The sequence below is a fragment of the Paenibacillus sp. YIM B09110 genome, assembly GCF_037167145.1.
In the GTDB taxonomy this organism is placed as follows: Bacteria; Bacillota; Bacilli; order Paenibacillales; family Paenibacillaceae; genus Pristimantibacillus.
The window spans coordinates 14111-39168 of record NZ_JBANSP010000025.1 but is presented as its reverse complement, the minus strand read 5'-3'; the positions used below and the strand labels follow the sequence as shown (position 1 = coordinate 39168).

The following is a 25058-nucleotide window of genomic DNA, read 5'->3' as shown; positions in this document are numbered from 1 at the left end:
CGAACCTCCTTTTAAGATATAAATATCTTGATAAACGAGATATTAGATAATAGAGATATTTGATGAACCGAACAATTAAATACATTCTATACTAAACGTTCTTTAAGTGCAAAATAAAGCGAGGGAGGCTCTATTTCTAATGAAAGATATGATCATGATCAAGGGTGCGCGGGAAAATAACTTAAAAAATATAAATGTATCGATTCCAAAGTACAAGCTTGTCGTTGTTACCGGGCCGTCAGGTTCGGGCAAGTCAACGTTAGCGATGGATACGCTCCAACGTGAATGCCAGAGGCTGTACTTGGATTCTATGGGGATGACATCCGATTCCATCAGCAAGCCGAAGGTGGATGCGATCGAAGGATTGTCGCCCTCCATAAGCGTTGGACAGCATGTAACCAATCGCAATCCGCGTTCGACGGTCGGGACAGTGACGGACATTTATACGTTCGTCCGCTTTATTTTCGCCAGACTGGGCGAAAGGGTATGTCCATCATGCAGCGAAATAATCGCGCCTTCATTCGAGCCGCAAGGAGCCATCACGGAGGAAGACGATTGGATGGAGCGTCAGACGATAGGCTGCCCGCATTGCGGCACGCAGCTTGAGAAGCTTGGTATGTCGCATTTCTCCTTCAATAAGCCGGAAGGCGCATGCGAGTCATGCGGCGGGCTTGGCCATGTGGCTAGCATCAATGAAGCGGCGGTATTCAACCCGGAGCTAAGCTTGCGCGAAGGAGGCGTTGCTTCGCTTAACGGCGTTCATCGCGATATTCAGATTCGTATTCTTGCAGCGGCGGCTAAGCATTATGGCTTCGAGCTCGATCCCGACCAGCCGTTGAAGCACTATGGCGAGGTGCAGCGGGATTTGCTCTATTACGGCGTGGAAAGCGAAGCATTCAAACGTCATTATCCGAATGTGAAGCCTGTCCAGGGTACGAAGTTCGAAGGTGTCATCCCTGGTTTATGGCGGCGCTATAAAGAGAAGGAAGCGGAAGCGGGCGCACAGGAGAAGGAGGGCGGCTTCTTCCATGAACAGCAATGTCCGGCTTGTCTCGGCGCACGATTGAAACAAGAGGTGCGTCAAGTTCGCGTAGCAGACGCATCGATTACGGAAGTATCGGACTGGTCGCTTGGCGAAGTATACGCATGGACGAAAACGCTACGGGATACGATTCCGTCAGAGGGGCTGCATCTGCTTGAGCCGATTCTTCACGATATGCCAACCCGGCTTAAACGGATTATGGATGTAGGGCTTGGCTATCTCTCGATGAACCGTCAGACGGTAACGCTGTCCGGCGGCGAAGCACAGCGTCTACGGCTCGCTTCGCTGCTTGGATCGGGACTGACCGGAGTGCTGTATATTATCGATGAGCCGACGACCGGACTTCATCCCCGCGATACGGTCGGCCTTATTCGGGTACTGCAGGAGCTTCGCGATCTAGGCAATACGGTGCTCGTCATTGAGCATGACGTCGAGATGATGCGCGCGGCCGATCATATTATCGATATCGGACCGGGGGCTGGTCTGTACGGCGGCACCGTTGTAGGCGAAGGCAGCTTGGAAGACTTATTGACAAGCGAGTCGTCGGTTACGGGCGCTTATTTGAGAGAAGAGAGGCAGGGGCTATCATCTTCCGCATCAGTTCGCGTTCGGAGGAAAGGCAATGGCAAGCAGATTACGATTAAGAATGCGAAGCTTCGCAACGTGAACATCCCGGAAGTCCGTTTTCCGCTGGGGCAACTAGTGTCTGTAACGGGGGTATCGGGTTCCGGCAAGTCAACGCTCGTATTCGATATTCTCGCAGAAGAACAGACGGGAAATATGATCATTTTCGATCAGACGCCAATGGGAAGAATGCAGCGTTCGAATGTCGCAACGTATACCGATGTATTCACGCATTTGCGTCAGCTGTTCGCGGCTTTGCCGGAGGCTAAGAAGCGTAAGCTCACTTCGAAGCACTTCTCGTTCAATACACCCGGAGGGCGCTGCGAGACATGCCAAGGCTTAGGCGTGTTAACGGTAGACATGAACTTCATGCCGGATCTAGAGGTCAAGTGCCATGACTGCAAAGGCAGAAGATTTACTGACGATGTGCTGGAAGTACAATATGAAGGCTATTCGATCTCCGATTTGCTCAATATGTCCATACAGGAAAGTCTGCCCATCTTAAGCTCAGAGACGAAGATTGCAGCGCTTATCGCAATGCTATGCGAGGTGGGGCTCGGTTATTTGAAATGGGGTCAATCGGTCAAAACATTATCCGGCGGTGAAGGTCAACGAATCAGGTTAGCGAAGGAGCTGAGCAAGCCGTCGAAAGATCATACGCTGTATTTGCTGGACGAGCCGACAACCGGTCTTCATCCTTTGGACATCAAGCGGCTGCATGTGCTGCTCGGCAAACTCGTCGATTCGGGTAATACCGTTATTGTTGTTGAGCATAGCCTGGAGCTGATCCGAGAATCTGACTGGGTGATCGATATTGGCCCTGAAGGCGGCGCAGCAGGCGGCATGCTTGTAGCGGAAGGCACACCTGAGCAAGTGGCTGAAGTGAGAGCTTCTTATACGGGACGGTTCTTGAAGCAAATGCTGGCAGAAGGCATGTAAGGTAGAGATAAGACGCAAGAGTGCGTGGAGGGAGTAAGCAACGTGGTTAAAAGAAACAATATGGGGATCATCATTGCGGGTTTGCTGCTGGCCATCCTCATGGGATCGATGGACAATACGATCGTGGCAACGGCTATGGGAACGATCGTTGGGGAATTAGGCGGTTTTGACAAATTGATGTGGGTAACTTCCGCTTATATGGTAGCGGAGATGGCGGGTATGCCGATCTTCGGCAAATTATCGGATATGTACGGACGCAAGCGTTTCTTCATATTCGGTATCATCGTGTTCATGATAGGCTCTGCCTTATGCGGCACTGCGGAGTCTATCGTGCAGCTTAGCATTTATCGCGCGATTCAAGGGATCGGCGGCGGTGCAGTATTGCCGATCGCGTTCACGATCATGTTCGATGTCGTGCCAGCGGATAAGCGCGGCAAGATGGGCGGGTTGTTCGGCGCCGTATTCGGCCTATCCAGCCTTTTCGGACCGCTGCTAGGCGCTTATATTACGGACTACATCAATTGGTCGTGGATTTTTTACATTAACTTGCCGCTCGGCCTTATTTCGTTCGGCCTGATTACGTTGTTTTACAAGGAATCTATCGAGCATTCTAAGCAAAAAATCGACTATATGGGCGCATTTACGCTTGTAGCCGCGATCGTCTGCCTCATGTTCGCGCTTGAGCTTGGCGGCAAGGAATACGCTTGGGACTCCGGCATGATCATCGGATTGTTTTTGGCTTTTGCAGTCCTTATCGTTGGTTTCGTCTTCATCGAACGCAGTGCGCAAGAACCGATTATTACGTTCGGCATGTTCAAGAACCGTCTCTATTCAACAAGCAATATGATGGCTTTGTTCAGCGGCGCAGCTTTTATTACCGCCTCGGTCTATATTCCGATCTTCATTCAAGGCGTTATAGGCGGATCGGCAACGAATTCGGGGCATATTTTGCTCCCTATGATGTTAGGTTCAGTCGTTACTGCCGCAGGGGGCGGTTCGCTGCTTACGAAGTTTAAGTACCGCTCCATCATGATCGCGACATTAACGCTGCTTGTCATAGGCATCGTACTTCTGACGACTCTTACGCCAGATTCGTCGCGTTTCATCCTTACGATCTTCATGATCTTGATCGGTCTCGGCATTGGCGCATCATTCTCCGTGCTGAGCAACGCGGCGATTCATGGCTTCACGGCAAGACAACGCGGTTCTGCAAGCTCTACGCTGAACTTTACGAGGGAGCTTGGAATGACGCTGGGCATTACAGTATTCGGTATTATCCAGAGCCATATCTTTACGAATAAGCTGGCTGCCAAGTTCAGCAGCGGCGGTGAAGTGCCGGAAGGCATCGATCTAGGGGATCCAAGTCAAATTCTTACTCCGGCGACGCGGGAGCATATTCCGACCGAAGTTCTCGATCAGATTACGGGGGCGCTGTCCTCGTCACTCGTTCAAACGTTCGCATGGGCTATTATCCCAGCGGTCGTCGCGCTTCTGGCAGCACTAGCTATGAGCAAGGAAAAGTTCGATCCGGCGTCCGAGCTAGAGGAATATGCTTCTGGACATTAATGGATGTACGTTAGGAGCAAGCTCGGCAACTAAACTGCCGAGCTTGCTTTAAATTTATATGGGAATGATCACTACCGTATCTAGAAACATGAAGGATGGTCCTATTCCGGCCCCATTCACTCGGAATTGCAACTCGACACTTGAAGCGTTGCCTACGTTTGCAGGTGTAAAATCAATGATTATCGTCTGATAGTTGGCGGTAGCCAACGTTCTTAGCGGGAAAGTTCGACTAACGGCGGTATTCAAGAAACTAACCTGAAGCACACCGCCATTATTGTTGCGATCAGCAAGCACGCTGAAAAATAACCGATGCTTCCCTTCAGCTCCGGTGTTTCCCAGCGTAACGCGCTGTGTGAGAGAGGCGGAACGACCGGGTTGAACGGCATAAAAAGCGGATTGTGCTCCTACGTTAGGGCGCAGCGTCGATAAATAAACATCGCCTACGTCACGCCAGGGGGTGAAATAAGGATCTGTAAAACCAGGGTTGATTACTTGCTTCGCACGAACTTGTTTACCGCTGGTCTGACGCTTTCGAACGATTTTTGCGTTTGGCGGTTTGATTTTCGGTTTTAAAGGCATGAGCATTCTCCTCTAGCTGTTGATATCTATTAATATATGAACAATTAGAGTAGGAAGTGCTAGCCAAATGCTAGAGAAGCGAGAAGGCAGGTCACTAGACCTGCCTTCACTATACGATCGAATAGGGTTATGCCTGGGCCAATATAAGTTCAAGCTGAACAGACAGATCGTTTTCCGTTTCTAATACGACGGTGTGCGGGCTGGTCATTCCAAAATCAGCGAACGTGACTTTCGTTGTGCCGGACAATAGAAGCTGACCGTTCTGATACATGGCATTGGAATCAAAAGTAACGGCTTTCTCGACACCTTTAACCGTTAATGTTCCCTCGATTGTTAGCGGAACGGCCGTACCTTCCGTGAACTCGGCTGCTTGAGGCGTAATAGCCGTTGCTGTGAATGTCGCTTCCGGGTACTGGCTAACGGCAAGCAGGTCATCGCGATCCTTAACATGACCGTCGCGCTGGCTGTTGCCGGAATCAAGCGCCGTCATTTCGAGGACGCCTTCACCTGCCATTTTCGACGCGTCGTTCAAGTCTACAGTCCATGAGCCGCTTACAGATTCGTTAACAAAATTGACCGTTTCCTTCGATGTCGTGACTGACCAATATACCTTCGAGCCGCTAGCGATATTCCATTCACCATTAAGCTCGTCCACCGATACGGCGGCGCCGGCCGTAACGCCTTCGCCAGAGCCCGTCTCCTCTGAAGCATTTTCATTGTTTTCCGCCGATGGAGCCATGACCGATTCGATCTCTACATTGTTGCCGAGATAGTCGTTCATTAGCGCGTATCCTCCCACGCCGATGACAATGACCGCCGCGATGACGCTTGTCCAGATGATTCCTTTTTTCTTCATGATTTCCCTCCATTTATTGGGCTGATGCCCTCTATTTAAGTTCATTGTAACGGACGAATAAGTCGGGAAGATGTCGGAGCATGATCGGAAGATTTCTTTGTTTCGACGGCATTGCCGCCTGACCTGACTGTTGCTACAATAGAGGGCAACGATCATGAGAGGGGCGTATGGTGTGCAAACGATTATGGTTGTCGAAGATGAACCGGCCATTGCCCGCGTGCTGACCGTTTATTTGCGCAAAGCCGGCTTTGCCGTTGCGTTGGCCGCGGATGGGCGACAAGCTTTGGAATTATTCGCAGCGGAAGCTCCAGCGCTTATATTGCTTGATGTCATGCTGCCGCATATGGATGGCTTTGAAGTGCTTCGCAAAGTCCGCGAGACAAGCAGTTGCCCGGTTATTATGTTGACGGCGCGAGGCGGTATAGACGACAAGTTAAACGGTCTAAACGGCGGAGCCGATGATTATATGCCGAAGCCTTTCATTCCGGAGGAGGTCGTTGCCCGCGTCCAAGCGGTGCTGCGGAGGCCGGCGCATTGGACGGACGGGGGCAGACAGAGGCGTTTCGGGAGCTTAAGCATCGATTTTCTAGCGCAGTCCGTTTCTTTGAACGGCGCCGAAGTCATGTTAATGCCGCGTGATTTGGCGGTACTGCTATTTCTGGCGGAAAATCCGAACCGGATCTATACGAGGGAACAGCTTATCGAATATGTATGGGGCGCGGACTATGAAGGAAGCGATCGCGCGGTTGATCTGTCGATCAAGCGGCTGCGTCAATCGTTGTCCCATTGGCCGTCTGAGCAAGGCGAGATTCGGACGTTGCGCGGAACGGGGTATCAATTATGGATCGAAAAGTAAAACAGGCTTCATTGTTGTCCTACTGGACGATGCGATATTTTATTATACTGCTCGTTGGACTTCTGCTTCTTGCCGCCGCCGCAATCTGGTGGACGAACCGAGAGACGCTGGACAGCCGGCTGCAGACGGTTGAGCTGCTCGCGCAGGAAATTGCCGATCGGTTGAATGGGGCGGAAGGAACGATTGAAGTACCGGCTAACTTGGGACAATACATTGACAAAAGGTCGCGCTTCTTCAAGCTCGGGCCGGGCATGTGCGTCATAGTGACCGATACGGAAGGCAGGCTGCTGTATTCAAACGATCCGTTGAGGCAAGAAGATTTGAAGACGAAGCTGAACGACAGGCTCGATAAGGCGAAGCAGCCAGGAATGAAAGCGATCATAGCGCCGATCGAACATGACGGAAGCAAGATCGGACAGGTGACGCTTCTCCAGCCGACCCAATCGTTAACCCATATTCCCGAGCTGAAGTGGGCAATCGGTCTTCTGCTAGTTAGTTTGACAACACTCGGCTGGCTGACGATTTACTTGCTGTCGCGCAAGCTCGTACGTCCGATCCGCAATGTTGCGTCGGCGGCCCGCGAGATCAGCTTAGGCCATTACGACGTCCAGCTGGAGGCAAATGCGAAGGAGCAAGAGCTGAACGAAATGATTATTTCGTTCAAGGAGATGGCCGGCCGCCTCAAGCAATTGGAGCATTCCCGCAACTTCATGCTGGCCGGCTTGACGCATGAGCTGAAGACGCCCGTTACATCGGTGAAAGGGCTCGTCCATGCCGTGAAGGAAAAGGTGGTGCAGGGCGAGGATGCCGACGAATTCCTGTCTATCGCCCTCGAAGAGACAGGCAGACTGGAGCGGATGGTTGCCGATCTGCTAGATTATAACGCCTTGGAAGCCGGGCTCGTACGCTTGAATCGCGAAACGCTCGACGCTGCCGTGCTCATACCCGAAATTATTTACCAATGGTCGCTGCATCAAGACGAGACCATTGCCGAGCCTTCATTGTCGCTGCCAGGTCAGCCGGTTCGGATCATAGGCGATCCGCTGCGCATTCAACAAATAATGGTCAATTTGCTCAATAATATCGTACAATCCCGTCATCCGGATCGTCCGCTTAGCGTTCGTGTCTCCCTAAGCGCGCGAGAGGATGGGTTCGCCGAAATTGTCGTTGCCGATAACGGCCAAGGCATCCCGCAGCCGGAGCAGGATCTCATCTTCGAGCGATTCTTCCGCGGCGAGAACAAGAAACATACCGTACGAGGCCTCGGATTGGGCCTCACGTTCAGCAGACTTCTAGCGCAAGCTCAGGGCGGGCAGCTTTCACTTAGAGAAAGCTCCGGAGAAGGCAGCGTATTCGTGCTAATGCTGCCGATTTCCGTATATAGGGCTTAGACCCGGTTTGTTTTACGGTATGAGGAAGGGCTGATCTTCATCATCTTGGTGAACACACGGCTGAGGTAAAAGCCATTGTTGAAGCCGCATGCCAAAGCGATTTCTTCTAAATTGAGCTCTGTATCGACGAGCAAGGATTTCGCTTGCTCCAGTCTAATATGACTTAAATAACGCGAAGGGGGCATCCCCGCGCTTCTGGTGAATCGGCGGGTGAGCTGAACGGGACTAATACCCAGCTCGTCCGCAAGCACCAGCAAGCTCATATCTTCAAAGGCGTTCTGCCGGATATAAAGCTGCGCCTGTTCCATCAGCGGATCGGCAGGCTGCATATCTTCGTTGACCGACCCGGCAGCTATTGATTGCAGACAAAACAGCCATATATCGTTAAGCGCATGGTTTTGCCAATAGTTTCGCCGATCGATCTCTGCGGCGGCTTCGTTCTGCCCCTTGAAATACTTCAAATTATCGGCTAGCCGCTCCTTATGCGTGACGGCCGGCTTGTAGGCGGAAGCCGCCAATCGAGAGCGGACGTTCTGCTCTTCCTCTTGCCCCGCATCCTCATCTCCCGATAGGGAGCTAAGCGAAAATCCAATGAAATGAAAGGAAGCCGCATGGATAACTTCGCGATGAAAATCGATGCCCGGCGGGCATAATATGACGTCGCCCATCTGCGCGATCCCCTCACTGTTTCCAATCCCATAACGAAAGCTGCCGCCCTCCACCGCAAATAGAACCCAATGTTCGTAAGTGTCTACGCTGTATTGAAATTTCTCTTTATGATTCCAAAAGACATGATGCTGCAGCGTTGGGAATAGGACGGAGCTTCGAAACATCAACATCCCTGCAATCAGCCTCCTAAATGAAATAAAGTATATGCTTATATGATAGCGCAGTGCATGTTAAATAACGACCCCCTAGGGTTAAGATGAAAGTAATTCTTGACTTGGGGGGATTCGAATGAAGCTTGAATCAGTAAAATCTGACATTACCGTTATTGGCGGAGGCTTGGCTGGCGTATGCGCTGCCGTTGCTGCCGCGCGCCTCGGACAAACCGTGTCGCTCGTGAACAACAGACCCGTACTTGGGGGCAATTCCAGCAGCGAGGTTAGGGTGTGGGTATGCGGCGCTACGGCGCACGGTACGCAACGTTACGCAAGAGAAACGGGCATTATGGGCGAAATGTTCGTCGAGAATCAATTCCGCAATCCCGATGGCAATCCTTATTTATGGGATCTCGTCGTATTAGAGACGGTTCGCGCCGAGCCGAAAATTACTTTGTTTCTTAACACGGACGTGCACGAGGTGGAAGGGGACGGAGCGGAAGATGAGCGCGTCATTAAATCCGTTACGGGCTGGATGATGGGCTCCGAGCGAAGAATCCGGTTTGAAAGCGATATGTACATCGATTGTACAGGGGATGGGCTTGCGGGATTTTTGGCAGGCGCCAAATACCGGATCGGCCGAGAGGCTAGAGACGAGTATAACGAGGAATGGGCACCGGAGACGGGTGACGATATTACGCTTGGCAGCACGCTCCTATTCTATACGAAGGAGGCCGACCGGCCGGTTAAGTACACTCCGCCGAGCTTCGCGAAGGACATTACCCAAACGACGATTCCGATGAAGCGCGTCATTCGCAGCGGCGATTCAGGCTGTCATTATTGGTGGATCGAATGGGGCGGCGAGCTGGATACGGTGCATGACAACGAACGAATACGCGATGAGCTTTGGTCGGTTATTTACGGGATATGGGATTATATCAAAAACTCGGGCAATTTCGATGCCGATCGCATGACGCTGGAATGGGTCGGGTCGATTCCCGGCAAACGGGAGTACCGCCGTTTCACTGGCGATTATATGCTTAACCAAAACGATATTATCGCCCAGAATCCGTTCGCCGACCGCATCGCCTTCGGAGGCTGGTCGATTGATCTTCATCCGCCGCAAGGCATGTATTCGACGGAAAGCGGTTCGAAGCATTTATTTTCAGACGGCATCTACCATATTCCATTCCGGAGCTTATACTCCAGCAACGTCGGCAATCTGCTGTTCGCCGGCCGCGACATCAGCGCAACTCACGTCGCCTTCGGCACAACGAGAGTAATGGCGACCTGCGCCGTCATCGGCGAAGCAGCCGGAAGCGGCGCCGCGCTGTGCATTCAGAAGGGGATATCGCCGCGTGAGCTGCACCGTGACCATATGAACGATCTGCAGCAGACGATGCTGCGTCAGGATGCGTCGATTATCGGGATCGCGGCAGACGATCCTTACGATCTCGCCAAGTCGGCCCGCATTACGGCATCAAGTACGATGACCCAAGTTGATTTAACGCACTCGTCCTATACGTACCCGCTGGACAAAGATCTCGGTATTCTGTTTCCGGTAAATCCATCGCTTGAATCGGTGGCGCTGCTGGTCGATGCGTCGAAGCCAGCTACCCTTGAAGCGGAACTGTGGCATACGGGGAAAGGTGAAAACTACGTACCGAAACAAATGGTGACTTCCGCATCGGTAACCGTATCCGAAGGCGACGGTCAGTGGGTGAAGCTGGACCTGGCTTGGAAACCCGATGCTGCCTGCAATGCATTTCTCATTATTAAGGCGAACGAATCGATTGCGGTCCACGGATCGGATCGTCCGATGACCGGCGTGCTTTGCTTTGAGAAGGGACCGACACCGATCGTCTCTACGCTTCTGGAGGATCGTCAGCCGGATCAGCCGGTCGTGCAGTGGAGCATGCGCCTTTGGAACCGTCGGCCACTATGTCTTCAAGTTACGCCGAATACGGAAGCATACGCTGCCGCAGCGGTGACTGACGGGTATAATAGGCCGTTCGCCGGTCCGCATTCGTGGATGTCCGAGCCGATGTCCCCCGGCATGCCGGAATGGCTGCAGCTGGAGTGGGCCAAAGAGCAGTCGATCGCCGAGGTTCACGTCACGTTTAACGACGACGTTAATGAAGACTTAATCAATTTGCACCATCATCGCACAACTTTCGAAACGATTCCCGAGCTCGTCCGAGCTTATCGGATAGAGGCGCTCATCGGCGAGGAATGGGTCACAGTGGCTGAAGAGAAGCACAACCATAAGCGCAAAAAAGTGCATAAGCTCAGTAGTTCCGTCATGTCGCGAAGGATTCGATTATGGATCGAGGAAACGAACGGAGGAGTACGCGCGGAGGTTGCCGAAATAAGAGTCTATGCTCTATAATGGGAAAAAGTAATTGACAGCGCTTTCATTTCATATGCATTTAAGACTTGAAAGGAGAGGATATCATGGCTGTGAAGCCGCTTGGCGTATTAATCGTCGACGATGAAATTCCTCTGCGGCAAGAGCTTCGGATCTTTCCATGGGAAGCGTGCGGCGCCGAATGGATCGGTGAAGCGAGCAATGGCCAGGAAGCCTTGCAGTTATGCGCCGACTGTGAGCCGGATGTCGTTATAACGGATATTACGATGCCCGTTATGGACGGCATTGCTCTCATTCGTGAGCTACGGAAGCGGTACCCGAGCGTTCAAATCATCTTGTTGACCTGTCATAGCGATTTCCATTATGTACAAGAAGCGCTCCGACTCGGAGCGCTTGAATATATTTTGAAGGTGTCAATGGAGGAAGAAGAGCTTAAGCTGGCGATGGACAAAGTGAGAGCTGCGATCTTCAAGGAGCGCATGGCGCAAGGGCATGCGAGAAGGGAGCAGAGGCAGCTCCAAGCCGCCTTATTCGGCAAGCTGCTTCACGGGCAAGAGCCGTCCAGCTCCGACTGGCAGCCGATGGCGCTTAGCGCAGATCGTTCGATTCGATTAGTACGGCTTCAACTGGACATTCCTCCACTAGTTTATCTGCCTGTGAAGGAGACGGTTCAGCAGTGGCTGACCGAGCGGGAGAGCAGGGATCCGAACTGGCTGACGTGGCTTACGGTTCGGGAGCGGGAATATTTTATTGTAATCGAAGGGGGGCAACGTTCTGAAACAGTAGTCCAAGAGTTGCAATCGGATGTTCTGCATTTGGCAGAGCTGATAAGCCGGGAATCGACGGTGCTGGAACGAAATGCAACGGCTTACGCACTTGTAAGCGAATCGGTCACATCCAAAGAAGGATTTGCGGAAGCGCTGGTTGTCTCCAGTGAATGGAAGGATGCGCTTTTCTACGATCGATGCCCTGGCGAAAGCACCGTGTTCGCTGTACAATCACGGCCGCTGACGGAAATGACGGATAACAAAGCGAAAGGAATGGGCGAGCTGCTTAGAAAAGCGTCACGGTCGGCCGAAAGCTTGAAGGAATGCTTGCAGGGTGAATTCAGGGATTGGTGTTTCAGAGAGCGCGTGAAGCCAAGCCAATTGAAGGAGCGGGTCATTCATTGGCAGATTGAGTGGCACAGGCAACAAGATGGCGCGGAGCTGAATGCAACGCGAATTGGGCAATTGATGGATGCAGGAACGTTGACCGAGATGATTGCCAGCCTCGTACAGGACATGGAGACGGCCGAGCTTGGGAAATCGCGTTCGCGCTATGAGATTCGTTCGGCCGTGCAATGGATTAAAGACCATCTAGGGGAGCCGATCTCGCTGCCCGTAATTGCGGAGCAGGTAGGTCTAAGCCCGCATCATATCAGCAAACTGTTTCGCGAGGAAACGGGGAGCACGGTCAATCAGTATATTACCCGTCTCCGCATGGAGAAGGCGATCGAGCTATTAAGGCATTCGAACAAGAAAGTGTACGAGGTTGCGGAAGAGGTCGGCATTCCGAGCTATCGCTATTTTACCATTACGTTTCGGAATTGGACCGGAGTGTCGCCGACGGACTACAAACGGAATGGCTGATATCAGGGGAGAGAGAACGGGCGCGGAGGAAGGGTGGATATGACGAAGCTGTTTCATTGGTATGCCAGCCTTGGTCTCGCTACCAAGCAGTTTATTTATTTGTTCATCGTGACGCTGCTGCTCGTTCAAGTGCTTGCATGGCGCAACCTCCACGAGGCGGAGAGCCTGCTTCAGAATCAGGTCATTCGCGATGCCGAGCTGCTCGTTAGCCGGACGAATCAGTATATCGATGCAAGCCTGGACAATGTGGAAAATATGCTGCTGCTGCTCTCGACCCGCGCCGATTTGCTGGAGGACGGGAACGAGGATGCGGCGGTCGAGACGCTTCGCAAATTCGCGGGCATTAACAACTCGATTGCCAGAACGCTGTACATGATTCGAGCCGATGGGCAAGTGTTCGCAAGCTCGCAGGTCGTTTACGACATCATGGGCAATCCTAGGCTGAGCCAGCTTTATGAGCTGGCTCTCATGAACTATGGGGCCATTAACGTGAGCGAGCCTTACGATTCGCCGATGTCGGGCCGTACGCTTGCTTACGTGCTGCCGATTGCCGATGCCACCAATAAGGTGAAGGGCGTTGTGGTCGCCGAGCTTAATCTTGATTTGCTCACGGAGCGCATTGCGCCTATGATCTATCAATCTTATATTTTGTTCACGAAGGAAGGCAGCGTCATCAACCGGCTTGATTCCCGGGATAAGCTGCTTCCCTTCCAAACGGCTTCCTATCCGCCGACGCTCGAGGAGAGCTTTCGCGGGCAACTCGTTGGTCTCAAAGTAGGCGTCAGCGGCATAGAGGGGGATTCCTTGAATCCGCTCGTTGCCGTGAAGTCGACCAAAAACCGTCTAGGCTGGACGCTTGCGGCGTTCATTGAAGAGGATTATTTCTATCAGGACCTGCAGAAGCTGAACAACAACTACCGGACCGCAAGTATCGTATGGATCATTATGCTGCTGCTAAGCGCGTATCTGCTCAGCCGGTCGTTCACGCATCCGATCCGCCGATTCGTCGAGAAGATGGACCGACTTAACGATCTTCAGGTCGTGGCGAAGCTGCCTGTCACGAGAAGGGACGAAATCGGCAGGCTTACGCAAAGCTACAATGCCATGCTTGAGCGAATTCAAAGTTTGCTCCAGAAGACGAAGTCGGCGGAGGAGCAGAAGAAGGAATACGAGCTGAAGATGCTGCGAAGCCAGATTGCGCCCCATTTTCTGTATAACACGCTTGCCTGCATTAGCAGTTTGGCCAAGCAGCAGCGCATCGACGAGGTGCGCGACACGATCCGTTCGCTGGTCAAGCTGTTAAGCTTCAGCTTTGACAAGCAATCGGAATACGTAACGCTTGCGGAAGAGCTGGAAGGGCTGCGCATGTACATGCATATCCAGCAGGTGCGCTATGGGGATCAATATCAGTTCAGGATTGATATCAATCCTGACCTTCTGCAGTACCGCATTCTTAAGCTTACGCTGCAGCCGCTCGTGGAAAACGCGTTGTTTCACGGATTAACGCCTAATCATGGCGGTCTTATCGTCGTCAAAGGCGGACTTGAGAACGGAATTCTAAGGTTATATGTTCGCGATAACGGGATAGGCATTGCGCGGGAGAAGCGGGGCAGTCTGCTGCAGGATCAGGACGGAGGGCGGCGCTCGGTGTACCGATTTACGGGCATTGGATTGCGGAACGTGCATGAGCGGATTCGGATCCATCACGGCGAGACGTACGGCTTGCGGATCGGAAGCGCGGAGGGGACAGGCACCGTCGTCCGCGTCGATATGCCCGTCCTGACGGAAAGCGACGAGCAATTGGGCATTTGGTAAATGAGAATCGATTGCGGATTTGGGAACATAAAAGGAGATGCACGTATAGCCCTCGGCTATCCGTGCATCTCCTTTTGTCTCATCTGTTGATCGTTGCCTGTATTCCATTAACGGATTACTAATTAGTCAATTTATACGGTTTTTCACACAAGACCAGTTAAACAAGATGGGATTAGTAAAACTTATACGATATATCGTACAAAAGTGAATAATCCATCCGCACGGCCGATGATTTTGTGTGAATTTTCGATCAAATGCCTTGATTTAGCCTATCCGTTGCTTGGTTTATATGATAAATCGTACAACTATTGGTTAGTCGCAGTTATCTTGAACACCTAGCCTTTTGATTGTATGGAATCCATTCAAAAGTTTAGCACACCTCTAAATGAGCCGGCCGAGCGCCTGAAATGCGTACATTTTTTACGTTTTTGTGCATATCGGGGAAACGCCGCGCCCTTTATACTTACCTTATTGGAAGCGCATTCACACTAGGAGGGATACGATGGAAGCCAATCATAGCCTAACGCCAGCCCCTCGGATACGGCCATCTCCGCGGACCAAGCTGCTCATGATTGCAAGATTGGCATGGCGCTTTAAAGCCTTTTACGTCATGCTTCTGCCCGGCATTATTTATTTCGTTATATTTCGGTACTTCCCGATGTACGGCGTCATTATCGCCTTCAAGGATTTTGCCATCCTGGACGGCATAACGGGCAGCTCGTGGGTCGATCCGTGGTATAAGCATTTTCAGAGCTTTTACGAGTCGCCTTATTTCAGTCAGCTGTTGACCAATACGCTATTGATCAGCCTCTACAAGCTGGTATGGGGGACGCTTCCTCCGATCGTTCTGGCCGTGCTGCTGAACGAATGCCGCGTTCGCTGGTTGAAGTCGATCGTACAGACTCTGACCTACATGCCGCACTTCTTGTCTTGGGTCATCATTTTCGGCATTCTTCTGACGCTCTTCTCCCAGAACGGAGGCCTCATAAACCGTTGGATCGTGGAGGCGGGCGGAACCTCGATTCCGTTCCTGACCTCGACGGAGTATTTCCGCAGCATACTGGTCGGCTCGGAGGTATGGCAAAATCTCGGCTGGGGTGCGATTATCTACTTAGCCGCAATGGCCGGCATCGATCCCACCCTCTACGAAGCGGCGAAGGTGGACGGCGCGAGCCGGCTGCGCATGATCTGGCATATTACGCTGCCGGGCATTAGAAGCATCATCGTCCTGCTGTTCGTTCTGAAGCTCGGCCATCTGCTTGACGCCGGCTTCGACCAGATCTACATCCTGTACAATATACAGGTGTACCCGGTCGCTGACATTATCGATACATGGGTTTATCGAACCGGTCTGCAGCAGCTTAATTTCAGCTTGGCATCGGCAGTCGGATTGTTCAAATCGGTCATCGGGCTCATCCTCGTACTGGGCGCTAACCGCGTGGCGAAGAAATGGGGGGAGGGCATATGGTAAGAAGCCTCGACGATAAAATTTTCAACACGATCATATACGTTATTCTCGGACTGTGCGGACTTGCCGCCATTCTGCCGATCCTGTATGTCGTATCGGTATCCATTACGCCTTTCGGGGAAGTGCTTCGCAACGGCGGATTCATATTGTTCCCGAAGGAAATTACGTTTTCCGCATATCGCACTCTGCTAACGGAGTCCAACATTCCGAAGGCATTCCAAATAACCGTCCTCATTACGGTCATCGGAACGGCGGTCAATCTCGTCTTGACGGGGCTGATGGCGTACCCGCTCAGCCGCCGGAACTTGCCGGGAAGAAACTTTTTTCTGCTCATGATCGTATTCACGTTATTGTTCAGCGGGGGACTTATTCCCACCTATCTGGTCGTGAAGTCGATGGGGCTGCTCGATTCCATCTGGGCGATGATTTTGCCAAATGCGGTGTGGAGCTTCAACGTTCTTATTATGAAAAGCTTTTTTGAAGGGCTGCCGGAGGAACTGTTCGAGTCGGCCCGAATGGATGGCGCCAAGGAGTTCCGCATCCTGCTGCAAATCGTAACGCCGCTTTCCGTTCCCGTCTTGCTGACGGTTGGATTGTTTTATTTGGTCGGCCACTGGAACGAGTTTTTTCAAGCGATTTTTTATGTGACCGATCGCACGCTGTATCCGCTGCAGGTCGTCGTCCGCGAAATTCTGATGCAAAGTCAGCAGCCGCTGGAGAACGCGGAAAATATGATGCCGACGCAGACGATGCAGATGGCATCCGTCATGATTGCGAGCTTGCCGGTCATCGTGATCTACCCGTTTCTTCAGAAGCATTTTACAAAAGGGATGCTGCTTGGTTCGATAAAAGGTTGACCGATGAAACTATTCAGAGAGGGGTTATGATCATGAAGAAATTAGGGACTTTGCTAGTAGCCGTTTCATTAGCGGGAGCCATGCTTACGGCTTGTTCGGGAGGGAACGGCAGCAGCGATAATCCGGGAAATAATTCGGGGGCTACCGCCAAGCCTGGAGCGGAAGCGACGGAGCAGCCGAGCAGCAAGCCGGTTAAGCTCGACATTATCGAGACGGGGAACAATTTGCCGTCTCCGGATAAAGACATGATTAAGCAGGCATTGGATAAGGCGCTGAATATCGACCTGAATCTGACGGTGTATCCCGCAGCGGACGATTATAACAATCAATTAAACGTTCGGATGTCGTCGGGCAACTTTCCCGATCTGTTCATGGTTAGCCGCCAGCAGCTCATTCAATTCTCCAAGCAAGGGCTGCTGCTCGATCTGACGCCTTACATGGATAAATTGGAACAAACGGTGGCATTTATCGGTGAGGACAGCGTTAAGAAGGGGATGGTCGACGGGAAAGTTTACGGCATCTCCAAATCTCCTCAAATCCCTTATAACACCTTATGGATCCGCAAGGATTGGCTCGACAAGCTGAAGCTGGAAGTGCCGACGACCGTGGAGCAATTGGCCTCCGTTGCGGAAGCGTTCACGAAAAACGATCCGGACGGAAACGGCAAACCGGACACCTTCGGACTAACGGGAAGCAAGCTGTTCGCTTTCTCGACCGTCTTCGGCGCATTCGGCGTCGGCATGCCGGGCAACTTCTACGAGAAGGACGGCAATGTCGTTAATTCGCTGCATGAGCCGGCAATGAAGGATGCTTTGGCCTTTATTAAGAACATGATTGCGTCTGGCTCCGTCGATCCTGAGCTGCTTGCGAACAGCGGCTTGCAACATCAAGAGAAGGCGATCAAGGGGCAAGCGGGCATCGTCTATCTCGACTGGCCGAACATGACGAAGGAGCAGTTCGTGGAACAGATCAAAACCGTTAATCCGAATGCGGAATGGCTGCAAATCGCCGCTCCGTCGGGTACTGGCGGACAATTCGACGGTTCATGGGACATCGGCGCGGCGCCTGGCCGTTACGCAATTCCGAAAGCGCTCGAGAAGGATCCGGAGAAGCTTCAGCGGGTGCTCGATATGCTCAACTATATTTCGAATCCGGACGGGGGCTCGCTGCTCGTGCAGTTCGGGGTGAAGGATACGCATTTCACACTGGTGGACGGAAAGCCGAAGATGACGGACAAAGCGGGCGAGGTCGGCCATTCCTGGCTGTACCAATTCACCGGCAGACCGGAAATGGAATATTTGCAGGCGAAGTTCGCCGCGCAATCGGCTGCAATCGAGTTCGCGAACGATCAGCCTCGCATCGAAGCGTTGAACGGATTCATCGACAATCCGGAGGGGTATAACCCGGCCGATGCGGACCGTTATATGGAAGAAGAGATCGCGAAGTTTATTTACGATAAACGACCATTGACCGAATACGATGATTTTATCAAGACGCTGGAAACATCCATGAACTACAAAGCGTTAGCGGACAGCGCCATGGAGCAGCTTAAGGCACTCGGTTACGGGAACTAAATAACAGGAACGAAAGCCGACCTCTCATTCGATGCAGGTCGGCTTCTTCGATTAGATGTTATGTGTTTTTCGGTACGACGAAGGATTGACGCCGCACAGCTTTTTGAAGCTTTTGCTCAAATGATGCTCGTCGGTAAACCCGCAATGCTCGGCGATTTGGGAAAGGGTAAGCGAGGAGTGTACAAGGAGTTGCCTGACTCTGTCCATTCTAAGATTAGCCGCGTAAGCACCAGGCGTTATACGGAATTCGCGTGTGAATAGTCTTGTCAGCTGTACTTGTGTGAGGCCAAGCTCCACAGCGATTGACTTTAGCGAAATGCCGAATTCAGCTTGCTGCTGCAGCAGATGCAAGGCTCGCCCAAGGGTCGGATCCTCGCTGAACAACGACTTCGTATGCTGCTCGGATTGCTCGATCTGAATCAAATAGAGCAGATCTTTAAGAAGATGTTTCTTGTAGGTATGGCCAACACCTGCATGCAAGTATTGGGCCTCGCGAAATTGGGAGAGGGTGGACAGGAATCGTTTGTTGTTCAACAGCCGCAGCTTGCCGATAGCCGGGAAGCCCGCCCCATGCCGAGGCTCTTCTAGGGAAGGGACCCATTGAAACCCCATGAGATGAAACGATAAACCGTCTGTATGCCGGTAGAAGGTTAGATCGGGCGGGCATAATACGAGGTCATCCTTGACCGCCCTTCCGCTTTGGCTGCCCATTCTGTATTCGAACCCGCCTTCTTCGACGACGAACAACGCCCAGTGATCATACGTATCATGCGTTTTCTGAAATTGAGGCGTATCCTTCACGTAGACATGGTATTGCAGATCGGGCTCTAGAAATCGGCTGAACTCCATAGCGTGACAACACCTTTTCGCAAAGTGAAATTATTTACAAGTAGAATCGATTTTTCTTACATTATAACATGATCATTCGCAATATATAATTAAATTAAATACAAGTAGGAGGTATGAAGGATGAAAACAGCCCAATTGGAATTACCGAAATTTATGGAGAAATTTCACGAACAAGGGTATTTGGTTATCCCGGATATTTTGTCTCAGGAACAGGTGAACCGTCTGAATGCAGCCATCGACGAAATTGTCTTGACGGAACCGGAAGCGCTTTCGCATAATATCTATAACAGCGTAGAACGCCATGCCGAGATCGCAGCATTAATCGATCAGCCTGCCATTCTTCCGTTAATCGTTAATTTGCTTGGCCATAACATTCAGCTTCACATCTCGCACCTCACGATCAGACAACCGAATCCAAGCGAAGCCCAAACGGCGACGCACAGCTTCATCGATTGGCATCAAGACGGCCCGCATCCGCAGTTTCCCGTCATCAACGGCTTGACGGCAACCTACTATATTAAGGTTTGCTATATTTTGAGCGATATGTCGGAGCCGGACCGCGGCAATACGAAAGTGATTCCGGGCAGTCACAAGCAGCCCTACAACCCGAATCACAAGGATGTGCGCCAGCAGCTTGACGGTGAGGTTCAAGTGTGCGGCAAACCGGGCGACGTCTTCGTATTCGCCCAAAACCTGTGGCATGCGGGCTCGCCGAATAGCTCCGCTTTCACGAGAAGGCAGCTGTTCCTAGGCTACAGCCCGATCTGGATGCGTCCTATCGACTATCATTCGGCATCGGAGACGCTGCTGAAGGACGCCGATCCGATCCGGCGCCAGCTGCTTGGGCAGATCAGCGACAACAAATTCAAGTATTACGTTCCGGAGGATTCGATGGTGCCTCTTAAATCCATGCTGATCCATCCATCCTCGCAGTAGCTATCATAATCCATTCAGATGGGAAGGATGAACGAAATGACAGTATTCAATGCCGCTTCCGATGTTGCAAATCCGCAATCCGGCCATAAGCTGGCCGACATTCCGGCCCATGATCCGTTCATCGTTGCCGATGCTCAGACAGGCATTTATTATTTGTACACCGGGGGAAGCCCGCGGTTGCATGGGATGGATCGTTACGGCGTCCTTGCTTACAAAAGCACGGATCTTGCTAAGTGGGAAGGGCCGTACGTCGTCTTCACCATTCCCGATGACTCGTGGGCTCATCCGCAGCATGGCGCTTGGGCGCCTGAGGTCCATGCGTATAACGGGCGCTACTATTTGTTCATTACGCTTCACCATAACGACAAGCCGCTTGAAGGCGTGGGACATGGCGGTTATCCGCTCCAGCGGCGCGGAACGGTAATTGCGGTATCGGATTCCTTGGAAGGACCGTTCGAATTCATGGATACCGATGAACCGATCGCGCCTTCCGAGCATATGACGCTGGACGGATCGTTGTATATCGACGAGGAAGGCAGCCCATGGATGGTCTATTGCCATGAATGGGTACAGACGGCCGACGGCACGATCGAAGCGGTTCGGCTGCGCGACGATCTATCGGGCCGCTCGTCCGAACCGATCCATCTGTTCGACGGTTCAGCGGCTCCTTGGGACAACGGCGATCATCGGGCAGATAGCTCGCAGCGCTCCATGTATGTGACGGATGGCTGCCAATTGTACCGCACATCGGGCAATCGGCTCGTGATGTTATGGTCTACGTACGAAGCGGGAAGCTACGTCCAGACAATCGCGCGTTCCGTCAGCGGCAAGCTGGAAGGACCTTGGGAGCAATTGGAGCCGCTCGTTCGCGGCGATAGCGGACACGGAATGCTGTTCCGCACGTTCGAGGGTAATTGGATGCTTATCGTTCATTCTCCGTTCAAAATGCCGGATTCCCGCTGCAAGCTGTACGAAATGACCGATACTGGGGAAACGTTTGTCGTGAAATCGCCGATAGGCGACGCTTAAGATCGAGGGCACACGGCGCCAGATTCGAGCAAACGGTCGAGCAGTTCGAGGTGTTTAGTCCAACCGAACATTAATGTTGAACGAATAAGGCGTTTCTCCGGCTTGCCTCGCGATAGGCGGCCGGGGGGACGCCTTTGGCTTGCGAGAACGTCCTTGTAAAGTAATGGACGGTGGAAAATCCGACCTGCTCGGCGATTTCCTTGATCGGTATTTCGGTTTCGCCGAGCAGCTTCTCCGCGGCGCGAATCCGCTCCAACCGAACGGTTGCCGAGAACGACTCGTGGATACCCGAAGCGAACAACCGGGACAGATGTCGCTCCGATATGCTCAGATAACGGGCGATATCCGGCAGCGTCAAGCTGCTTGCCAGATTGTCGCGAATGTACAGCTTGGCCCGCCGGATCAAATGCGCGGCGTTGGCACGGGGAGACGGCAGCTCGGCTTCATGCTCAAGCGGACTGAACAAATTCGGGAAAGAGGCAAGTAAAGAGCTTGCAAGCTGAGGCAGCACGGATGAGGGAACTATTCCGCCCGGTTCGCTTTGCGCAAGCATCGATTTCCATAACTGAACGATCGGCGAGAGTTCCTTCTTGTCCAGCCATACGGAGCCGCGTTCCAACCTTTCATAGTAACGGCTGAATTTCTCTGCGCTGGAATGCTCTTCGATCGGCTCGAAGGTGACGAACAGCAGGTCGAGTCCGTTTACGTCTTTGATCTGATGATAGATACCCGGCCTGGAGCAAAAAGCTACCCCTTCGTACAACGGATACGTTTTGCCCTCCTCCGTGTAAACGCCCGAGCCGCCGTCGACATAGCATATTTCGAAAAAAGAATGTTTATGGACGACGTTCGCGGGCAAATGCTGCTCCGCTCCCCAATAATAAGTGTGGAAAGTAAGTTGATCGCCTTCCAGTACCCTTGGAATCCGGTTCAATCGATCGACGCTAACCTGCCAATTAATCATGATCATGTTCACCCCTTTGGCGTAATATTGCAAAAAGATGTCCTTCGGCTGCAAATACGTTTTGACTATAGAATACCTATAATAAAGACAGATTTGCAACCTTCACTTACAAAGGAGATTGAATATGATTACGAGCCAAGATGTGCAATTTTACAAAGAAAACGGTTATCTGCTAGTGAAGGGAGTGTTCTCTCAGCCGGAGGTGCTTGAGATGCGCGAATCCGTTGAATGCATTATCCAGCGTGCCGCGCGGGCCAAGGCGGATGCGAACCATGCTTGGCAGGGGGACTTCTTGCCGCCGGACCAGCTGAAGAAGCTTGTTTTGAAAGGATTCCATGACGTGCATTACCACGATGCAGCATTTACTCGGGCGGCGACGCATCCGAATATGGTGAGCGTTTTAAACGGAATTATCGGGCCTAACGTGCAACTGCATCATTCGAAAATGCTCGTAAAGCCTCCCGCGAACGGCGCGGCATTCCCGATGCACCAAGACTATCCTTACTTCCCGCATCGCGATCATTCCATGCTGGCGGCTAGCGTGCATCTGGACGATGCCGATATGGAGAACGGCTGTCTATGCGTCGTTCCAGGTTCGCATAAGCAGGGGCCAATCCCGCATATCGGGGTTCATTATCTCAACCATAAGGAGCATCCAATATCGTCGGGAACACCTTGTCCTGCTGGGGCGGGTGACGTGCTGTTCTTCAACTACCTAACGATTCACGGCTCTGATGTCAACCGCAGCGAGCGGACGCGCAGAAACGTACTGTTCCAATACCGCGACGCGGCCGATCTTCCGACGGAGAATGTTCATTTCGATTGGGGCATGGGCCTGATGGTAAGCGGCGAAAATCCGGACTTCAACAATGTGAAGCCAAACTATCGGATCGTCGAAGAGTAATTAAAAACGGCAGTGCGGGGAAGTCATCCTGCTCTGCCGTTTAGATGTTCTAGGGCATAATTCATCTCATTGGTTGTTTTCCTCAGAAGCCTGGTCGGCGTAGACGACAGCTGTGACCTTCTTCTCGATCTCCTTTATGGCCGTTTCGGATGCGGCAACATCGGTTAGAACGGTGTCGATTTCCTCGATAGGTATAGAGGAGATGAACATCCGATGTCCTACTTTCTCATGCGGGGCCAAGCAGATATTTCTACGGGAAACTCGCGCGACTGCCCTGGCGAATGCCGCTCCTTCGGGCGTAGCCGTGCTTAATCCGACAGCGTCCAAGCTGCCGCCGGTCACGAAGCCGATGTCCAGCGTGAACTTGCTGATCATTTCGATGGCGATCGTGTCGATGATGCTGCCTGCCGACTCGGCTCTTAATCTGCCTCCGATGAGGTAAGCGGCGATGTTCTCTTTCTTACGAACCTCCTCCGCGATTTTGATCGAATTCGTAACGACAGTGAAAGGGATATCGTCGCGCAAATATTTCAACATGCCGTATTGAATGCCGGCACCGCCGATAAACACTGTGTCGTTCTCTTGAATATACGAGGCCGCCAGCTTAGATATCGCATTCTGATGCGCTTCGCCTTCACCGTAACGTCTCGCCTCCCCTTGCGGGAGAGTGCGAACTTTAGGTGATACGGCGAGAGGGATCGCCCCGCCGTACGTTTTCTGAAGCGTACCTTGATCTTCCATAATCGTTAAGTCTCTTCGTATGGAATCGATGGACATTTGGAAGTGCTCCGATAGATCCTTGGCGATAACGCGTCCTTCCGCTTGCAGCAGTTCCAAAATTTTTTGTCGGCGTTGCTCCGCTAACATGGCTGAACCCTCCCGTATTATCGTCTAATATTTACCATCTTTCAGCATAATGATATTCCTGTTTTATCTGTTTTGTCAACATTAAACTTCATGTTTATTCATTTTTATTAAGTTTTGTTCTGTTTCGTGTAGCTATATCGGAAAGAGTCATCGTACAAACAATCATCCAACAGCGAATTGCGCTGTGGTAATATATAGGTGCGAACAGTCGACGATGAAGAGTGGAGGACATATAAAATGGAGACAAAAGTGATTGCTTATTTGAAACGGATCGGCATCGAAGGTCCTGCAGCTCCAACGCTTGATACGCTTAACCGACTTCAATACGCCCATCTTCATCACATCCCTTACGAGAACTTGGATGTAATGAACGGCATACCAATATCGCTGGAAATCGAACGCTTATTCGATAAAATCGTTACCCGCGGTCGGGGCGGCTATTGCTTCGAGCTTAATGCATTGTTTGGCTGGCTGCTTGAAAGCCTTGGGTATCAGGTCACGAACTATTTTGGTCGATTTTGGCGGGACGAGGAGGTCGTACCTTCGAAGCGTAGACATCATATTTTGCAGGTGGAGCTGGATGGAGCGAAATATATCGTGGATGTAGGAGCGGGAGCGGCTTCGCCACGCTGGCCATTGAGGTTTGCTGCCGATATCCGGCAAGCGCAGCAGGAGGAAGCCTATCGGTTGACGAGAGATCAAAAATTCGGCTGGATGCTGGAGGAAGAGAAGGGGGAGGAATGGCGCGCGATTTATTCGTTTACCGAAGAGCCGAATCTAGCGATCGACTACGTAACGACCTCTTATTGGTGCTCGACTAATCCGGAATCGAAGTTTAAGAAAGCAGCCATGTTGGCCATCCGGACGAATGAGGGGCGCAATACGGTGGGGGGGAACGAGTTTCGCATTTTCAATGCGCAAGGCGTTACGGTGTTTATACCTGATTCGCAAGAGAATTATAAGGAGAGCTTGCGCCAATATTTCGGCATAGAGCTATGAAACGAAGGTGCCCTTCAGGGCCCCTCTCGTTTATGCTTCGTTCATAAGTCTTCGGTTGAGGGCTGATGCTTGAATGGATTTCATACAATCAAATGGCTAGGCATGAGAAGATATCAGCGTTTG

The 25058-nt window shown here is 51.9% G+C and carries 20 protein-coding genes; 14 read left to right on the top strand and 6 right to left on the bottom strand.

What is annotated here, in order from left to right; genetic code table 11:
- Positions 1-139: 139 nt before the first annotated feature.
- Entirely contained in the window at positions 140-2605 is a 2466-nt protein-coding gene (locus tag V8F51_RS25790) for an excinuclease ABC subunit UvrA (protein WP_337103371.1), read from the top strand.
- Positions 2606-2665: 60 nt separating this feature from the next.
- Positions 2666-4171, top strand: a complete 1506-nt coding sequence (locus V8F51_RS25785; RefSeq protein WP_337103406.1) for an MDR family MFS transporter — start codon at positions 2666-2668, stop codon at positions 4169-4171.
- Positions 4172-4225: 54 nt separating this feature from the next.
- On the opposite strand, the gene V8F51_RS25780 is transcribed toward V8F51_RS25785, so the two are convergent.
- Both V8F51_RS25780 and V8F51_RS25775 read right to left on the bottom strand, forming a co-directional pair.
- Entirely contained in the window at positions 4226-4750 is a 525-nt protein-coding gene (locus tag V8F51_RS25780) for a hypothetical protein (RefSeq protein ID WP_337103370.1), read from the bottom strand.
- A 127-nt stretch (positions 4751-4877) separates the two neighbouring features.
- Positions 4878-5606 (bottom strand): YceI family protein, encoded by a 729-nt coding sequence (locus tag V8F51_RS25775; protein ID WP_337103369.1) that lies wholly within the window; start codon positions 5604-5606, stop codon positions 4878-4880.
- A gap of 172 nt (positions 5607-5778) precedes the next feature.
- Between V8F51_RS25775 and V8F51_RS25770 the strand changes: the two genes are divergently transcribed.
- Complete coding sequence (locus V8F51_RS25770; protein ID WP_337103405.1) at positions 5779-6462, top strand: response regulator transcription factor; 684 nt, start codon at positions 5779-5781, stop codon at positions 6460-6462.
- Positions 6447-7853: a HAMP domain-containing sensor histidine kinase gene (locus V8F51_RS25765; protein ID WP_337103368.1), complete on the top strand. Its 1407-nt coding sequence runs from the start codon at positions 6447-6449 to the stop codon at positions 7851-7853. Before V8F51_RS25770 ends, V8F51_RS25765 begins: the two co-directional genes overlap by 16 nt.
- Here the strand turns inward: V8F51_RS25765 and V8F51_RS25760 are convergent.
- Entirely contained in the window at positions 7850-8692 is an 843-nt protein-coding gene (locus tag V8F51_RS25760) for an AraC family transcriptional regulator (RefSeq protein ID WP_337103367.1), read from the bottom strand. The genes V8F51_RS25765 and V8F51_RS25760 overlap by 4 nt on opposite strands.
- Positions 8693-8810: 118 nt before the next feature.
- On the opposite strand from V8F51_RS25760, the gene V8F51_RS25755 reads away from it, so the two are divergent.
- The 6 genes from V8F51_RS25755 (at position 8811) to V8F51_RS25730 (ending at position 18387) form a co-directional block, all read left to right on the top strand.
- Positions 8811-11063: an FAD-dependent oxidoreductase gene (locus tag V8F51_RS25755; RefSeq protein ID WP_337103366.1), complete on the top strand. Its 2253-nt coding sequence runs from the start codon at positions 8811-8813 to the stop codon at positions 11061-11063.
- A 65-nt stretch (positions 11064-11128) separates the two neighbouring features.
- Complete coding sequence (locus V8F51_RS25750) at positions 11129-12673, top strand: response regulator (RefSeq protein ID WP_337103365.1); 1545 nt, start codon at positions 11129-11131, stop codon at positions 12671-12673.
- A 39-nt stretch (positions 12674-12712) separates the two neighbouring features.
- Entirely contained in the window at positions 12713-14488 is a 1776-nt protein-coding gene (locus V8F51_RS25745; protein ID WP_337103364.1) for a sensor histidine kinase, read from the top strand.
- Positions 14489-15056: 568 nt separating this feature from the next.
- Entirely contained in the window at positions 15057-15959 is a 903-nt protein-coding gene (locus tag V8F51_RS25740) for an ABC transporter permease (RefSeq protein WP_442956490.1), read from the top strand.
- A complete protein-coding gene (locus tag V8F51_RS25735) occupies positions 15953-16813 on the top strand; it encodes a carbohydrate ABC transporter permease (RefSeq protein WP_337103362.1) in 861 nt (286 codons plus the stop codon). The genes V8F51_RS25740 and V8F51_RS25735 overlap by 7 nt, the downstream gene beginning before the upstream one ends.
- A gap of 32 nt (positions 16814-16845) precedes the next feature.
- Complete coding sequence (locus tag V8F51_RS25730; RefSeq protein WP_337103361.1) at positions 16846-18387, top strand: extracellular solute-binding protein; 1542 nt, start codon at positions 16846-16848, stop codon at positions 18385-18387.
- A 51-nt stretch (positions 18388-18438) separates the two neighbouring features.
- Here V8F51_RS25730 and V8F51_RS25725 read toward each other — a convergent pair whose 3' ends face one another.
- Positions 18439-19236: an AraC family transcriptional regulator gene (locus V8F51_RS25725; protein WP_337103360.1), complete on the bottom strand. Its 798-nt coding sequence runs from the start codon at positions 19234-19236 to the stop codon at positions 18439-18441.
- 120 nt (positions 19237-19356) lie between these two features.
- Here V8F51_RS25725 and V8F51_RS25720 point away from each other — a divergent pair, with 120 nt between their 5' ends.
- Both V8F51_RS25720 and V8F51_RS25715 read left to right on the top strand, forming a co-directional pair.
- On the top strand, positions 19357-20172 hold the full coding sequence (locus tag V8F51_RS25720) for a phytanoyl-CoA dioxygenase family protein (protein ID WP_337103359.1): 816 nt from the start codon (positions 19357-19359) through the stop codon (positions 20170-20172).
- A 36-nt stretch (positions 20173-20208) separates the two neighbouring features.
- A complete protein-coding gene (locus V8F51_RS25715; protein WP_337103358.1) occupies positions 20209-21201 on the top strand; it encodes a glycoside hydrolase family 43 protein in 993 nt (330 codons plus the stop codon).
- Positions 21202-21271: 70 nt separating this feature from the next.
- On the opposite strand, the gene V8F51_RS25710 is transcribed toward V8F51_RS25715, so the two are convergent.
- Entirely contained in the window at positions 21272-22171 is a 900-nt protein-coding gene (locus tag V8F51_RS25710; protein ID WP_337103357.1) for an AraC family transcriptional regulator, read from the bottom strand.
- Positions 22172-22289: 118 nt separating this feature from the next.
- Here V8F51_RS25710 and V8F51_RS25705 point away from each other — a divergent pair, with 118 nt between their 5' ends.
- Entirely contained in the window at positions 22290-23069 is a 780-nt protein-coding gene (locus tag V8F51_RS25705) for a phytanoyl-CoA dioxygenase family protein (protein WP_337103356.1), read from the top strand.
- 66 nt (positions 23070-23135) lie between these two features.
- Here the strand turns inward: V8F51_RS25705 and V8F51_RS25700 are convergent, their stop codons facing one another.
- Positions 23136-23936, bottom strand: coding sequence for a DeoR/GlpR family DNA-binding transcription regulator (locus V8F51_RS25700; RefSeq protein ID WP_337103355.1), 801 nt, complete (start codon positions 23934-23936; stop codon positions 23136-23138).
- 237 nt (positions 23937-24173) lie between these two features.
- On the opposite strand from V8F51_RS25700, the gene V8F51_RS25695 reads away from it, so the two are divergent.
- The gene (locus tag V8F51_RS25695) at positions 24174-24935 is read left to right on the top strand and encodes an arylamine N-acetyltransferase family protein (protein WP_337103354.1); all 762 of its coding nucleotides are present in this window, start codon (positions 24174-24176) and stop codon (positions 24933-24935) included.
- Positions 24936-25058 lie beyond the last annotated feature (123 nt).